Origin of the sequence: Pelosinus sp. IPA-1, assembly GCF_030269905.1 — a bacterium.
GTDB lineage: Bacteria > Bacillota > Negativicutes > DSM-13327 > DSM-13327 > Pelosinus.
This window is the reverse complement of record NZ_BSVC01000010.1, coordinates 16197-30135: the sequence shown is the minus strand read 5'-3', so window position 1 is coordinate 30135 and position 13939 is coordinate 16197. Positions and strand designations below refer to the sequence as shown.

Sequence of the window (13939 nt, the reverse complement as noted above, 5' to 3'; positions counted from 1 at the left end):
TAAGGAGATAAGAAAATGCTTTTGGAAAAGAAAGTAGCAATTGTAACCGGTGCAACCAGAGGCATTGGAAAATCAATTGCTTTAACCTTAGCGAAACAAGGAGCTTCGTTGGTGATCAATGGCAATAATGCAGACTTATTAAACCAATTGGCTCTAGAGATTGAGAAACTTGGAAAAAGATGTTTAGTGGAGGTAGGAGATATTTCAGATCCTGTTATTGCCACTAAGATTGTAAAAACAGCCATTGATCATTTTGGTAATATTGATGTTCTTGTAAATAATGCGGGGATTAATATGCGTACTCCAACATTAGAGATGAAATTAGATGATTGGCAAAAAGTGATCAATGTTAATTTAAACGGGACACTGTATTGTTGCATGGCTGTTTTACCATTTATGATACAACAGAAATACGGTAAAATTGTAAATGTATCTTCTTCTACTGCCAAAACTCCTCATAGAAATGCATCTCCTTCTTATGGCGCATCAAAAGCAGGTGTGAATTACCTTACACAGCATCTAGCTTTAGAAATGGCTAAGTATAATATTTATGTGAATGGAGTTTGTCCTGGTCCGATCGAAACTGATATGAGTACGCAGTGGACTGATGAATATCGCCAACAAGTACTGTCGAGAATACCCTTAGGTAAGCTAGGACAATCTCAGAACGTGGCTGATGCAGTTTTATTTTTGGCTTCAAGTATGTCTGATTTTATAACCGGCGAGACAATTAATATTAATGGTGGAACATATATGAATTAAAAGATACTAAGTTTATTATTTTGATCTGAACGGAAGCTCTACCCTGAATTTGTTCAAAACTGCCATGCAAAAAGGCCCACGATCCGTGGGCCTTTTTGCATGGCAACATGATTAATAAATCCCTTTGCTTAAATTGTTGCGTTATTTTTTTCTATTTCGCGTCTGTTCGAGGGGACGCAAACATGTTTTTAAGAGAAGGTGCAAAATTAATCATAACTATACTGATAATAATCATAATACCGCCTAAAAGTTGAGCAGGAAACACTGTTTCTGAAAGAATAATACAGCCACCGATAACCCCAACAATAGACATAAGATTTAAATATAAGGTAGTTATGGTAACGTCCAAATGACTTAATGCATAGATGTATAAAAAGTATCCGAGAGCAGAACAACAAATTGCCAGGTATAGTATATTTCCGAAAGCATGTAGTGAAAAAATATGCCATTGGTTATGTTCAAAGAAGGAAAGAGGGAGTAAAAAAAGTGTCCCAAATAAGGTTTGATAGGTTGTTAAAAAAAGACCAGAATATTTGCCCTTAAAGGATTTATTAAGTAAGGTATAGGCTGTCCAGGAAAGCATGGCACCAACGACGTAAAGGTTGCCAATAAAAGTTTCCGATGAGAAATTAATTTGTCCATTGGCTGTGATAGATAAGTAAGCGCCACACATCGCTACTAAAATCCCAATGATTTGAATCAGGGGGACTTTGGTTTTAAACACGATAATATCCATTGTAATTGCGATAATCGGAATGATAGACGTGATAAGGGAGGCACTAGAAGCCGTAGTTAACCTAACTCCCGTATTTTCAAAGAAGAAATACAATGTGATTCCTAAGAAGCCCGTTAGCATCATTTTCTTCAAATCACTTCGTTGCAATTTGGCAGTAGGTTCAACCTTTTTCAAGATAAGAAAGAGGATTGTACTTGCGATTAGAAACCGTAAAAGGGCCAATGTAACAGGTGGTACTTCACTGACTGCTAACTTTATGCTAACAAAGGACATGCCCCATAAGGTTACAGTGATTAGCATAGCCAAATTGGCTAAGACTTTGGTTGAGAGTATAGATTTTGAGTTGCTTTTCTTTAAAACCATTTCCACAGGGCTTGGTACCTCCAGTTTAAATTAGATATTCGTTTCCACTACATTTCTAACTGTTTTTCTCATTAGCCACCATCTTATCACAGGTATTCCAAGGATAAGCATAGATAAAAGCCTGAAAAGCTGGTAGGCAACAACGAGGGAGACATCAGCGTGAACTGTCATTGCTGTAAGTCCCATTTCTGTGATTCCTCCTGGAGCCGTACTGATAAAAGCCGTTAGAAAAGAAATGGAATAGAATTTGGTTAATGCATAGTCAACACCTAAGGACATAGTAATTACAAGGAGAACGCCTCCAAAGGTATATAAAACAATAGATTTCCAATTTTTTAAGCCATCAAAAGTAATGTCAGCTCCCATCCGTATCCCAATGGCGATTTGGGCTAATGCGGTGAGATATTGAGGAAGATGAGGTGCATCGTATCCTCCAATAATCAGTGAAATAGTTCCAAGGGTAGGGCCCATTAGGTAGGGGGTGGGGACTTTTAGCAATTTGGCCAACTGAGGGGAAAGGACGCATACGACTGCAAAGGGTAAAAATGCTACGTAATTAAGGGGGGCACCGGCAGCGAAGAGGGGAATGGGGGTAGAATTATTTGAAAGGCCGTATATTGCCAGCATTGGTACAATGAAAACAACTGTTAGTACTCTAGTAATTTGCATAAGAGTAACGACTGCTACATCGGCGCCATCAATTTCTTCGCAGATCACTGCCATTTGGGAAAGTCCTCCAGGTACGCTGCCAATCAGTCCATTAATCATTCCGACTCCAGTACGACGGCTGGTAAACCATCCGACTAAAAGACTTATGGTCATAGTGGCAAAGGTAGCCATAAGCATTCCAGGAAGCTGTCCGAGGATTTGCTGGCCTACCTGAATGGTAAAGGGACTGCCCATGGCGTAGCCGAGGAAAATAAGCCCCGTATTTCGGATAGACCTTGGCCAATGGACTGATTTTTTTCTAAATGACTTCCATAGCAGAGTGATGACTAGCGGTCCTAAGGTCCAGGGAAGAGGAGAATGTATTGTAAAAAAGAGAAAGCCTCCCATAGCGGCTAGAAGGAAAATAAGAATGTTATCTTTCATAAGTTTACCCTTTCTAATGGAGTCAATAAAGATCGATCCATTTCTATATAAGTATAAATTACCATGAGATAGTTGCGTGGTCAACTATTTCATGGTAATTTATTTGCTTAAGGGTATGTATAACTTTATATTACTGCCAAAGAGATGCCAAAGAATCGGTCTTATACTTTTCACGGGCTTTTTGTTTGAGTTCGGCAAGAACATCTGGATTGTAGGGGTTGATAGGATTGGTAAGAGCTCCGGATTCGGTGAGTTTCCAGCCATTTTGCGTTTGTGAGAGGGTAAAAGTCATACCCGTTAAATCCGTATTACCATGCAGAGTCATACCATTTACAAGTTCTCGGGTATAGTAGCAGGAACCAGTAATGGAAGTGGAATCGCTGTAAGAGATATCTACATATTGGAGGGTAAAATTATTATATTTATTAACCCAGTTATCGAATTGCTCCTTCGTCAACTTTCGTGCAACAGTATCTATTTGTTGGAGTTTATTTAGATCCTTCGTATTAAAGGCATCCATTCGTTTGAGTAACACATAAATAGCCCGGCGTTCTTCTGCTGAAATGGCAGTTGTAATTGGTGCAACATTAGAAAGCTCAACAATAGTGCCCCACTGAAAGGTACTCATGCCGTTGTCTTTGATTTTTGCATCAAACTGTATGGCTATCCCGTCTTTTTTGAGCTTCCTTGGTAAGTTGGTGGGTTGATATTTTTTACCATCATCACCAGTAATGCCATAGAAACCTCCTTCTAAATTAGAGAATACGACCTGTCCTGTGAGATGAAAGGTATTCGATATTTTGGGGTTAGAAGGGTTTTCAGCAGCCCATACATTTGGGGTAAATAGAGTAATTACTAGGATAAGTAAAGATAAATATTGTTTCATAATAGTATTCATATAGCACCTCGATTATTGTTTTTTTACGGAATCAGAAAGTATAACACTTCCTTGATTCCGAGAGAACGACTAAGGCTTCTCTGCCTGCGTCTGAGGACTTGGCCTAAGCCAAGTCTTTTCTTATGGTATCAGAATTTATAAGTTTCTAGTTAAAAAGATTGAACCACAAAGACACAATGCCGCTATCGCGGCACACAAAAAAGATGGGAATGAAATGGATAGAACCCCTTTGTGACCTTTGTGTCTTTGTGGTTCAAAAAGGACGCGTAGCGTTTTTCTTAATGTTTGTTACTGTTTTTCTTAATGTTTGTTACTGTTTTTCTGAAAAATTGTTATTACTAGTTGTTACGGCATCCTGAGGAACTCTTTTGTAGGGTAATTTGCTAGTAAGCTGATCCATGGTTTTTTCTACAGAGTGATATAGGTCTGTATCAGCTGTCATAGGTTCTACACCATATGTAGAGGCCTTAAAAGATAGATAGCGATCATCCGCTGCAGAATAAGTATAACATTTAAGTAATACATTCGTGTCAACATAAGTATCATCATTATTAGAAGAGAAATTCCATATAGAAGGATGTACTATTACAGATTCGGTACGAACAAGTTCTACAGCAATCACAATGTCAGCAGAAAGGGCATCGGTAAGTTGTATCATATTGGCTTTATTCCTTGTCTTTTCAGATATGCTTTTCTGCATGTCTGCCGATAGGGGTATGATTTCGTAAAAAGGATACTTAAACTTATCGTTAATTTTAGTCTGCACTAACTGTAGTACTTCTTGATCTGAACAGTGTGCACTATTGATCAATGGCAGAACGGCAACATGATAAGTTTTAAAAGCAAAAGCAGGCAGCGGGATTAGTAAGGATGAGAATTGTAACAGGACAAACAAGATGCAAATTTTTTTTAAGAGAATCATAATAACACCTCCGATAAAGTTTCTTCCAAATATAGGATAGCACAAAGGGTGGTGATAAATCTAGACAAATAACAAAGAGTGTAAGGGGATAGATTGAGCTATTTTCTGTGGACAAATAGGCAAAGTTGCCATATGCTATATTTAAATAGGTATTTTAGTTTAGCTGTAAATCACAAGTCACAGCTAATATAATAAGGGGTACGCAAATGAAAAAAGAAAACGTAACAGAAAAGTCCACAATGGACAAAATCTTGGATGCGGCCATCCCATTGTTTGCTATGAAAGGTTACGCGGCCGTATCCGTCAAAGAGCTAGCGGAAGCTGCTGGTGTAAACATTGCTTTAATTTCTTATTATTTTGGTGGCAAGGAAAATCTATATGCCGCCGTCTTGCAAACTCAATTTGTAGTTATTGCAGAAACGATTGATGTGATTCGTAAGAAAGATCACTTGAATCCTGCGGAAAAAATACGCCTCTTTGGACAATTAGTAGCCCAGTCTCATGTTAAATGTCCCTATACAAGTCATCTGGTCTATGGGGAATTTATTAATCCGACAGCATCCTTTGATACCATTGTGAAAAAGGAGCTCTCCCAATTAAATAATTTTCTTAGTGACTGTATTCGAGAGGCAATTAAGGTAGGGCAATTTCGCGCGGATTTAGATCCAGAATATGCAGCGTTATCTCTATCGGGTATTGTGAATTTCTACTTTTTTACACAGAATCTATCTAAAGAAATTTTGCCGCCTAGGGAAAATCAGGCAGAATATTATATTAATCAGGCTGTTGAGACCTATTTGCATGGAGTATTGGTTCCAAGTAATCTTTAAAAAATAGAAAGAGTTCTTATTAAACGCGTTAGTTGCCTCTTGGGAGTCGACTAACGCGTTATTTTGTCCTAGAATAACATAATAAGATTACTAAGCATATAGTACAGTAAGAATAGTGTAGAGGAGGGATGGTATGGATTGGATAAATTTGGCCTTAGAACACTATATAATCACGATTATTTTGTTAGTATTACTCTTATTGTTTTTTAATTTTGGGAATATAGTATGGATTGTAATTATTAGTTTTGCTCTTTGGTTTATTGGGCCCACGGTTGTAAATCTTTAGAGGAGTGATTGCATGACTAAATCCCCGTACCGTTGCTAAGGAAGCATGGGCGGGGATTTAAAATAGATAAAGAAGACTTGATTCAGATGGAGTTTTAACTCCATCTGAATCTTAGTCGCACTTATCCAGGGACTTAGCCGCTCTCAACTCCCACTTATATAAGTGAGCCTTGGATTCGAAAATCCTTAGAGCGAACTTACTTCGAGTTTTACAGACTGTTATCCTAACCAGAGGGTAGGATATTACAGGATGTTAACGAGATAAGTGAGCCTTGGATTCGAAAATCCTTAGAGCGAACTTACTTCGAGTTTACAGACTGTTATCCGGACCAGAGGGCAGGATATTATAGGCTGTTAACGAGATGAAGATGGGAGTCTTAGAGCGGTTTAGTCATCGGATAAAGGTTTTTCGTCTTTTCTTGTCGAAGAAAAAGAAAATTTTAGCGGGCGATATCGGATGTTTTTCGTAGAATGGGAGGGATATTGTGCTAACTGTGAGTAATGAAGCCAGAGATTATATTCTAAGCAAGAAAGGAACTATACACGTAATTGATAATGGGAGAGCAGGGGCATGCTGTGGCAATTTTGATTTAGGACCCTCTGTGTATCTAGGTAAACCGCCAAATGATACAGAGTATTGTATAAAAGAGATTAACAAAATTGCTGTATATGTACCTAATAATTTTTATCTTAGAATACCCCTAATGATTCACGTAGGAAGTTTCTTGGGAATAAAAAGCTTATATATAGAAGGATGGAAGCTAATGTAACAGGTTTTACATTAGAGACAGAAGGAGAAAAGAGGACTGGTAGGGGAGGGCGTTTCTGTGAATCTACTAATCGTAGGAGGGACGGGCTTTGTTGGCAGTGCAGTGGCTGAGCAACTTCTTCAGCGAGGCGATTGTATACAGATCGTTTCTCGTAACACTAGGAAAAAGCAAGAGGCGAGCTTGGTTCAAATGCCTGCAGCAGGTGCATTGTTCTCAGAAAAGGTGATTGCTAGTTTAGATGGCATTATTAATTTAGCTGGTGAAAGTATTGCTGGCAGTCGCTGGGATGCTACCATACGCCAAAGAATTCTAAATAGCCGGGTTGCAGCCACTTCCTGTATTGTAGACAGTATTCGCCGGAATCAGGAACGAGGCTTACCCTTCCCTAAAGTATTGGTGAATGCTTCTGCTATCGGTTATTATGGTACTCATCCGCAGCAGAGATTCACAGAGCGTAGTGGAAGTGGCTATGGTTTTTTAGCGGATGTATGCCGAGCTTGGGAATTAGAAGCTGTAAAGGGGGAAAGTCTAGGAATACGTGTTGTTCGTCTGCGACTAGGGCATGTCCTAGAAGGGGATGGTGGTATGCTGCCTAGAGTGGCTATGCCTTTTTCTTTTGGTATGGGTGGTTATCTTGGTGATGGTCAGCAATGGATGTCCTGGATTCATCGTAAAGACCTTGTCGATATAATTATCCAGGCACTAGACAATGAGGCTTGGCAGGGAGTCTATAATGCCTGCACGCCCTATGCTGTGACAATGAAAGACTTTATGGAAGTGTTAGGGACAACTCTAGGGAGTAAAAGTCGCATTTGTATCCCTGCATTTCTAGCAAGAATACTGTTTGGTGAAATGGCAGAAGAAGTTTTATTAAAAGGGCAAAAGGTATACCCTAAACGTTTATTACAACAAGGTTATCGTTTTCGATATAGTCAACTTTCAGAAGCCTTAGCAGATATTTACCGATAAATTAATAAGATAAGACTCCCACCTTCTCAAGTAGGAGTCTTATCTTATTATTATGCTTGTGGTATCAGAATTTATAAGTTCTACTTAAAAAGATTAAAGACACAATGCCACGATGCAGCACACAAAAGAGTACGTTAAACACAGAGATATTGTTATTCTACCCCTTTGTGTTCTCCGTGTCCGCAAGGCGGCTTTCAAAACTTCTATCTTTTAAAAGGGCGTGTAGCGTTTTTCTTGGTTCTCTAATAGTTCGATTATTTTTGGTGTACACCGCTTGCCACCACAAGGACCTGATCCCGCACCACATTCCTGCTGTACTTTTTCAAGAGTGTTAGCACCGCTGGCAATGATTTTTTTTATGGAAGCTTTACTGATAGCTTTGCACAGGCATACTTTCGTCAATTTATCCAAAATTTCTTGACTTACATTGTCGCTCATCATATCACCTCACTTTACAAAGTTTCCATTTGTTGACTTATTTTCAATGATAAAGGTATAATTAGGGTCTATTGACAGTGAAAGCTTGGCAAGTCAGTAATAATAAGAAGATTATTTTTTTTATAGAAATAAGCGGATAAATGGTTTGTATTGTATATGAATTACTCCTACGCAAATGGCTAGTACGATAGTGCTCATATGTAAGGTGTAGAATAATTGACGATGTTGTCTTCTTTTATTTATTAGGAAACCAAAATAAGAAGTTAACGCAAATAAGGAGATAGAAATGACGCCTAGTAGCATTTGCGTATTCCAGAAGTTTCTAGAAATATACATAGCAATACCATGAATGGAAATTAGGACTAGAGCAGAAAGGGCAAGATATTGATGATAGCGTATAACTTTTTGGGCCACTTCTTTTAAAGACGAATGCTGGCGGTCATGAAATGCTTTAAGATATCTTTTAGCCCCAAAACGTAACAGAGTAGCACCTATTAAGATTAGTATAATGTTTCCCGAGAGTCCACCAACTATTTTGGAAAGGGATAAATTTCCTGGTTTTTGCGATGCAGCAAAGGCCAGCATAGGGATAGAAAATAAAGTGAAAAATAAAGTCGCAATTTTCAAAGACGACATCTCCTTGTGATTGTTTAGTGTTATTATGGAGTATGTAAAGAGTATATTGGATGAAATGGGAATAAAATCCTGCAAAATAAATGATAATTGTAAATGTTATTAAAAACTAAATTATTTTTAATAAAAATATTTACTTGAAAGGGATTGTATTATGAGTAAAGTAGTAGTGTTAGCAGAAAAACCTTCCGTTGGTAGAGATTTAGCGAGGGTTTTACATTGTAATCGCAAAGAAAACGGTTATTTTGAAGGGGATAGGCACATTGTTACTTGGGCATTAGGTCATTTAGTAACCTTGGCAGATCCTGAAATATATGATGAGAAATATAAAACTTGGAAATTAGAAGATTTACCTATGCTGCCTCCCCAGTTAAAGCTTGTTATCATTAAGCAAACCGGGAAGCAATTTCATACAGTAAAAGCACAATTGGCGCGAAAAGATGTAAGTGAGATTGTGATCGCTACGGATGCGGGGCGAGAAGGGGAGCTTGTTGCTAGATGGATCATTGAGAAGGCGAATGTAAATAAGCCAATCAAACGCTTATGGATTTCTTCCGTTACCGATAAAGCAATTAAGGAAGGGTTTAGTAAACTAAGACCAGGTAAAGAATATGAAAACCTTTATGCCTCCGCCGTTGCTAGGGCCGAAGTGGATTGGCTTGTTGGTATAAATGCCACTCGGGCTCTAACTTGTAAATACAATGCCCAACTTTCTTGTGGTAGGGTACAGACACCAACCTTGGCGATCATTGCAGCCAGAGAAGAAGAAATTAAGACCTTTAAACCAAGAGAGTTTTATGGAATAACAGCCAATGGGGCTAACAATTTAAAGCTAATGTGGCAAGATAAAAAAACAAAAAATACGCGAACCTTCGATAAAGAGAGTTGTGAAAAACTTCTCGCCACAGTCAAAAACAAAAATGCGGAAGTCATCGAAGTTGATAAAGCTTATAAAAAGAAATTTTCGCCCTCCTTATATGACTTAACAGAGCTGCAAAGAGATGGTAACCGCTTATTCGGTTATTCACCAAAAGAAACCACCTCAATCATGCAAAGGCTCTATGAGAACTATAAAGTATTAACTTATCCTAGAACCGATTCAAGGTACATTTCTACCGATATCGTCGATACGTTAAAAGATAGAGTAAAGGCTTGTGCTGTTGGCCCTTATTCCAAAATGGCTGCTGCTATTTTACGAAAACCGATTAAAGGCAATTCATCTTTCGTTGATAATAGTAAAGTGTCAGATCACCACGCCATCATTCCTACCGAACAGATGCCAATGCTGAGTTCCATGAATGATATGGAAAGAAAAATATATGATTTAGTAGTAAAACGTTTTTTAGCAGCCTTATATCCACCCTTTGAATATGAGCAAATTACCTTAAAAGCGCAAATTGGGAGTGAATTCTTTGTTGCTACAGGCAAAACGATCCTGGCGCAAGGTTGGAAAGAAGTGTATGAGCATGCTATAGAAGAGGAAGATGGGAAAGAAGACATGGTAGAACAACTATTACCCAGCATTCAAAAGGGTGATGTATTACCTATTTCTAGTGTCGTTCTGACTAAGGGGGAAACGAAACCGCCAGCACCATTTAATGAAGGAACCTTATTATCGGCGATGGAGAACCCGGTCAGATATATGAGCAATGAAAGCGAAGCTTTGAAAAAAACAATTGGCGAAACAGGAGGACTTGGCACAGTCGCTACCAGGGCCGACGTAATTGAGAAATTGTTTAACAGTTTCTTAATCGAAAAGAATGGTAAAAATATTTTTATTACAGCTAAGGGGAAACAATTGCTGTCCTTAGTTCCTGAGGAGTTAAAATCCCCTGCTCTTACTGCCCAATGGGAGCAAAAGTTAGGCTATATCTCTAAAGGCTCCCTTAACAAAAATCTTTTTATTAATGATATGAAGAAGTATGCCCAAGCCGTAGTGACTGACATTAAAAATAGTCAAGATAAGTTCAGGCATGATAATCTTACTAGAACGAAATGTCCTGAATGCGGAAAATTTATGTTGGAGGTCAATGGAAAGAAAGGTAAAATGCTGGTTTGCCAAGATCGAGAATGTGGTCATCGCAAAAACCTTTCTATATTGACCAACGCCAGATGTTCTACTTGTCATAAAAAGTTAGAACTGCGGGGTGAAGGAGAAGGGCAAATCTTTGTCTGCAGCTGTGGTTATCGAGAAAAACTTTCTGCCTTTAATGAGCGAAAAAAGAAAGAAAGTACTAAGAGTTCGAAGGGAGAAGTTGCCAAATTTTTGAGGGAACAGAAACAGGCAGATGATGGACCTTTTAACTCTGCTATGGCGGAAGCTCTGTCAAAATTGCAGTTGAAGTAGACTTTATTATGAGATTCTTATAAATCCTACAGAAATAGATGAATTAGAGTAAGTCACAGAAAAGGAAGGTCGGATCCTGCAAAGGTACTGACTTTCCTTTTTCTTATTTTTCAAATGCAAAGTAAGTACTGAAGTCTTTCCTTGTATGGAGACTGCTTTTTAATAGTCGCTTACATCTTGATTTTTTGTTGGCCTTCTAAACAAGGAAAATAAGTTTTAATGGAGAAGATTACAAAAAGTTACATATAACGATATTTAGATGAAAGAGGCGACAAATGATTCCTATATTTGTTTTGAGATCATTATGAATGTAAAAAAACAATCGATTGGAAATCAATTTATAATATGGACGTTATTAGTGTGTGTGCTGCCTTTTGTTTTTGGCGGATTGTATATTGAGAAAGTGATTACGAAACAGGTACAGGAGAATTTCGAATATTACACCTATGAGATATTAAGCAAAATACATAATAAGATTAATGATGGGTCGATTAAACCAGCATATGAAGCCATATCACTTTTAGCCATGGATGATCGAACAGCAGAACTAGCCAATAGTGTTGGAGATCGACAAATAACAATGCCAGAAATGATTGATTCTAAGATATATCGATTTTTTACTAACTCTCAAAACATATTCCCTCGCATGATGGCTATTGCGATAGGAACAGATCAAGGCGGATATTTTGAGTATCCCAGTTTTTTCTCAACAGAAGGATATGAACCAAGATCACGAATATGGTATCAAGAAGCGCTAAATCATAGGGGAAAGGCTTATTTGACAGATCCTTATTTTATGCAAACAACGGAAGAACTGGTTGTAGCAGTTGCACGCACAGTTGAACGTGATGATAAAATACTGGGTGTTGTAGTTGCGGGCTGGAATGTACAAGAACTGGAAAAAGAAATAGAAGAATTCAAAATTGGAACAAGCGGCTATGTAATCATGTTAAGCCAAAATAATAAAATTATTGTTTGCCCTAAGCATAGTGAATGGTTAATGAAGACTCCACAAGAAATTGGAATTCCTCAATTAATGGATTTAACAGATGATGGGAAAATCCAACACATTACTATTGAAGGCAAAGAAAAATTAGCGTCCGTTAATACTTCTAATATATCTGGATGGAAGGCAATTGCAATTATAGATGAAAAAGAATTAACACAAAAAGGGAATCAAATAATGACGCCAATCTTTATTGCATGCTTTATTATGTTAACGTTAATTTTAAGTTCTATATTTTTAATAACAAAAAAATATGTGATAAAACCAATTAGTGGACTAACAGAGGGAGTTGCAGCTCTAGCTAATGGTGATTTAGAGTATCGAGTAGCCATTGAGGACAAGAATGAGTTTGGCATCTTAGCTGAAGCCTTCAATGAAATGGCAAGGAAATTAAAAGAAAATTTTAAAAAAATTCAACAGCAAAATGAAATGATTTTATGGAATACCATAAAACAAAAAGAAATCGAAAAACAAATTGCCAGGCTGGATCAATTAAATATAATTGGAGAAATGGCAGCAGGGATTGCTCATGAAGTTCGCAATCCCATGACAACGGTCCGGGGTTTTTTGCAAATACTTGCTAAAAAAGAGCATGATTCTCCCCATGCGTCTTTTTACGGCATTATGATGGAAGAATTAGATCGGGCCAATGGGATTATATCCGAGTTTTTATCCTTGGCAAAAAATAAGGCTGTCAATCCTAAATATGCTAATTTAAATGATATAATAACAGCTCTTTTACCTCTCCTTCAAGCAGATGCAACAGTAAGTAATAAGAAGATAGTACTAGAATTAAGTGAGATTCCTGAGTTGTTTATTGATGAAAAAGAGATCAGACAAATTATTCTCAATATGGTACGAAATGGGCTAGAAGCAATGAAAGAAAAAGGGGAGGTAAGAATAAGGACTTATTGCGAAGACAACTTAGTGATTATGGCAATTGCCGATCAAGGTACAGGTATTAAAGCTGAGATTTTAGAGAATATTGGTATCCCATTTCAAACGACAAAGGATAATGGTACAGGATTAGGCTTACCCGTTTGTTATAGTATTGCCGCTAGACATAATGCCAAAATCAGTGTGGAAACAGGATCTGGTGGAACGGAGTTTTTTGTTAAGTTTGCAATAGTTCAAAATAATTCAAAAAATGAGGGGATGCAGTCATGATAAATCTAGAAGAAATTGACGTTACCTCTGAATATAAGATTAAGTTCTTAAATGCTACTCACTTAGAACAAGTCCTCTGTTTACAAGATATTATTGCAAAAACTTTAGTAGATCCTACAATTTATTATGTGGAGCCAGCTGAATTTTTTTGTAAGCAGCTTGCTATTGAAAAAAGTGCAATAGGTCTTTTTAATAAGGATCAATTATTAGGTTTTAACATGGTTACATTTCCAGGTTTAGGTGAAGATAACCTAGGTGTGGAATTTGACCTTCCAGACGATGAACTTTTGAAAGTTGCTCAAATTGGACCAGCTGCTGTTCACCCAGAACATAGAAAGAAAGGGATTTTGGACCAGGTTGCAAAAAGGCATATTCAAGTTATTAAAGAAATGGGATATAGGCACGTCTATCTTACAGTTGCCCCTAATAATTATCCTACTATAAAAGTTTTCACGAATCATGGTTTTTTCATTAAACAGTTGAAATTAAAATATAACAATGTACTTCGCTATATATTACATTTAGACTTTGACAAAGGCCTGATACAGCCCCAGTATAGTGTGAGAGTAACAAATTTTGATATTGATTCTCAAAAATTTATTATGAGCTTAGGATTTTATGGCTATGATGTTGTAAAAAATGATAATGGATTTGACCTTATTTTTGGTTATGATGAAATCAAAGCATAATTGTACTAATTAATTTTGATAGGAGGAGGAGC

At 37.5% G+C, this 13939-nt stretch carries 14 protein-coding genes; 8 read left to right on the top strand and 6 right to left on the bottom strand.

Annotated elements, in window-relative coordinates:
• The first annotated feature begins 15 nt into the window (after positions 1–15).
• Positions 16–762 (top strand): SDR family NAD(P)-dependent oxidoreductase, encoded by a 747-nt coding sequence (locus QSJ81_RS21515; protein WP_285719406.1) that lies wholly within the window; start codon positions 16–18, stop codon positions 760–762.
• A gap of 151 nt (positions 763–913) precedes the next feature.
• Here the strand turns inward: QSJ81_RS21515 and QSJ81_RS21510 are convergent, their stop codons facing one another.
• The 4 genes from QSJ81_RS21510 to QSJ81_RS21495 all read right to left on the bottom strand — a co-directional run bounded on the left by QSJ81_RS21510 (position 914) and on the right by QSJ81_RS21495 (position 4773).
• Positions 914–1861 (bottom strand): DMT family transporter, encoded by a 948-nt coding sequence (locus tag QSJ81_RS21510; protein ID WP_285719538.1) that lies wholly within the window; start codon positions 1859–1861, stop codon positions 914–916.
• A gap of 30 nt (positions 1862–1891) precedes the next feature.
• Positions 1892–2953 carry an AbrB family transcriptional regulator gene (locus tag QSJ81_RS21505; RefSeq protein WP_285719405.1) on the bottom strand — a complete coding sequence of 354 codons (1062 nt, stop codon included), beginning with the start codon at positions 2951–2953 and terminating at the stop codon, positions 1892–1894.
• A gap of 130 nt (positions 2954–3083) precedes the next feature.
• Entirely contained in the window at positions 3084–3851 is a 768-nt protein-coding gene (locus QSJ81_RS21500; protein WP_285719404.1) for a hypothetical protein, read from the bottom strand.
• Between the two features lie 310 nt (positions 3852–4161).
• On the bottom strand, positions 4162–4773 hold the full coding sequence (locus QSJ81_RS21495; RefSeq protein ID WP_285719403.1) for a hypothetical protein: 612 nt from the start codon (positions 4771–4773) through the stop codon (positions 4162–4164).
• A 206-nt stretch (positions 4774–4979) separates the two neighbouring features.
• On the opposite strand from QSJ81_RS21495, the gene QSJ81_RS21490 reads away from it, so the two are divergent.
• The 4 genes from QSJ81_RS21490 (at position 4980) to QSJ81_RS21475 (ending at position 7627) form a co-directional block, all read left to right on the top strand.
• Positions 4980–5603, top strand: coding sequence for a TetR/AcrR family transcriptional regulator (locus QSJ81_RS21490; RefSeq protein ID WP_285719402.1), 624 nt, complete (start codon positions 4980–4982; stop codon positions 5601–5603).
• A 133-nt stretch (positions 5604–5736) separates the two neighbouring features.
• A complete protein-coding gene (locus tag QSJ81_RS21485) occupies positions 5737–5889 on the top strand; it encodes a hypothetical protein (protein ID WP_285719401.1) in 153 nt (50 codons plus the stop codon).
• A gap of 484 nt (positions 5890–6373) precedes the next feature.
• Complete coding sequence (locus QSJ81_RS21480; RefSeq protein ID WP_285719400.1) at positions 6374–6658, top strand: CC/Se motif family (seleno)protein; 285 nt, start codon at positions 6374–6376, stop codon at positions 6656–6658.
• Between the two features lie 57 nt (positions 6659–6715).
• Positions 6716–7627 (top strand): TIGR01777 family oxidoreductase, encoded by a 912-nt coding sequence (locus tag QSJ81_RS21475; protein WP_285719399.1) that lies wholly within the window; start codon positions 6716–6718, stop codon positions 7625–7627.
• Positions 7628–7837: 210 nt separating this feature from the next.
• Here the strand turns inward: QSJ81_RS21475 and QSJ81_RS21470 are convergent, their stop codons facing one another.
• Positions 7838–8068 (bottom strand): (2Fe-2S)-binding protein, encoded by a 231-nt coding sequence (locus QSJ81_RS21470; RefSeq protein ID WP_285719398.1) that lies wholly within the window; start codon positions 8066–8068, stop codon positions 7838–7840.
• Positions 8069–8185: 117 nt separating this feature from the next.
• Complete coding sequence (locus tag QSJ81_RS21465; RefSeq protein ID WP_285719397.1) at positions 8186–8692, bottom strand: hypothetical protein; 507 nt, start codon at positions 8690–8692, stop codon at positions 8186–8188.
• 160 nt (positions 8693–8852) lie between these two features.
• Between QSJ81_RS21465 and QSJ81_RS21460 the strand changes: the two genes are divergently transcribed.
• From QSJ81_RS21460 to QSJ81_RS21450, 3 genes are all read left to right on the top strand, one after another.
• On the top strand, positions 8853–11045 hold the full coding sequence (locus QSJ81_RS21460) for a DNA topoisomerase III (protein WP_285719396.1): 2193 nt from the start codon (positions 8853–8855) through the stop codon (positions 11043–11045).
• Positions 11046–11349: 304 nt separating this feature from the next.
• Complete coding sequence (locus tag QSJ81_RS21455; protein ID WP_285719395.1) at positions 11350–13218, top strand: ATP-binding protein; 1869 nt, start codon at positions 11350–11352, stop codon at positions 13216–13218.
• Positions 13215–13907, top strand: coding sequence for a GNAT family N-acetyltransferase (locus tag QSJ81_RS21450; RefSeq protein WP_285719394.1), 693 nt, complete (start codon positions 13215–13217; stop codon positions 13905–13907). The genes QSJ81_RS21455 and QSJ81_RS21450 overlap by 4 nt, the downstream gene beginning before the upstream one ends.
• The last annotated feature ends 32 nt before the right edge of the window (positions 13908–13939 follow it).

Bases quoted from the DNA above. Each gene is read 5' to 3' on its own strand.
- QSJ81_RS21510 (WP_285719538.1), bottom strand. From the start codon at position 1,861: ATGGTTTTAAAGAAAAGCAACTCAAAATCTATACTCTCAACCAAAGTC.
- QSJ81_RS21470 (WP_285719398.1), bottom strand. From the start codon at position 8,068: ATGATGAGCGACAATGTAAGTCAAGAAATTTTGGATAAATTGACGAAA.
- QSJ81_RS21450 (WP_285719394.1), top strand. From the start codon at position 13,215: ATGATAAATCTAGAAGAAATTGACGTTACCTCTGAATATAAGATTAAG.
- QSJ81_RS21455 (WP_285719395.1), top strand. From the start codon at position 11,350: ATGAATGTAAAAAAACAATCGATTGGAAATCAATTTATAATATGGACG.
- QSJ81_RS21460 (WP_285719396.1), top strand. From the start codon at position 8,853: ATGAGTAAAGTAGTAGTGTTAGCAGAAAAACCTTCCGTTGGTAGAGAT.
- QSJ81_RS21495 (WP_285719403.1), bottom strand. From the start codon at position 4,773: ATGATTCTCTTAAAAAAAATTTGCATCTTGTTTGTCCTGTTACAATTC.
- QSJ81_RS21515 (WP_285719406.1), top strand. From the start codon at position 16: ATGCTTTTGGAAAAGAAAGTAGCAATTGTAACCGGTGCAACCAGAGGC.
- QSJ81_RS21485 (WP_285719401.1), top strand. From the start codon at position 5,737: ATGGATTGGATAAATTTGGCCTTAGAACACTATATAATCACGATTATT.
- QSJ81_RS21500 (WP_285719404.1), bottom strand. From the start codon at position 3,851: ATGAATACTATTATGAAACAATATTTATCTTTACTTATCCTAGTAATT.
- QSJ81_RS21490 (WP_285719402.1), top strand. From the start codon at position 4,980: ATGAAAAAAGAAAACGTAACAGAAAAGTCCACAATGGACAAAATCTTG.
- QSJ81_RS21505 (WP_285719405.1), bottom strand. From the start codon at position 2,953: ATGAAAGATAACATTCTTATTTTCCTTCTAGCCGCTATGGGAGGCTTT.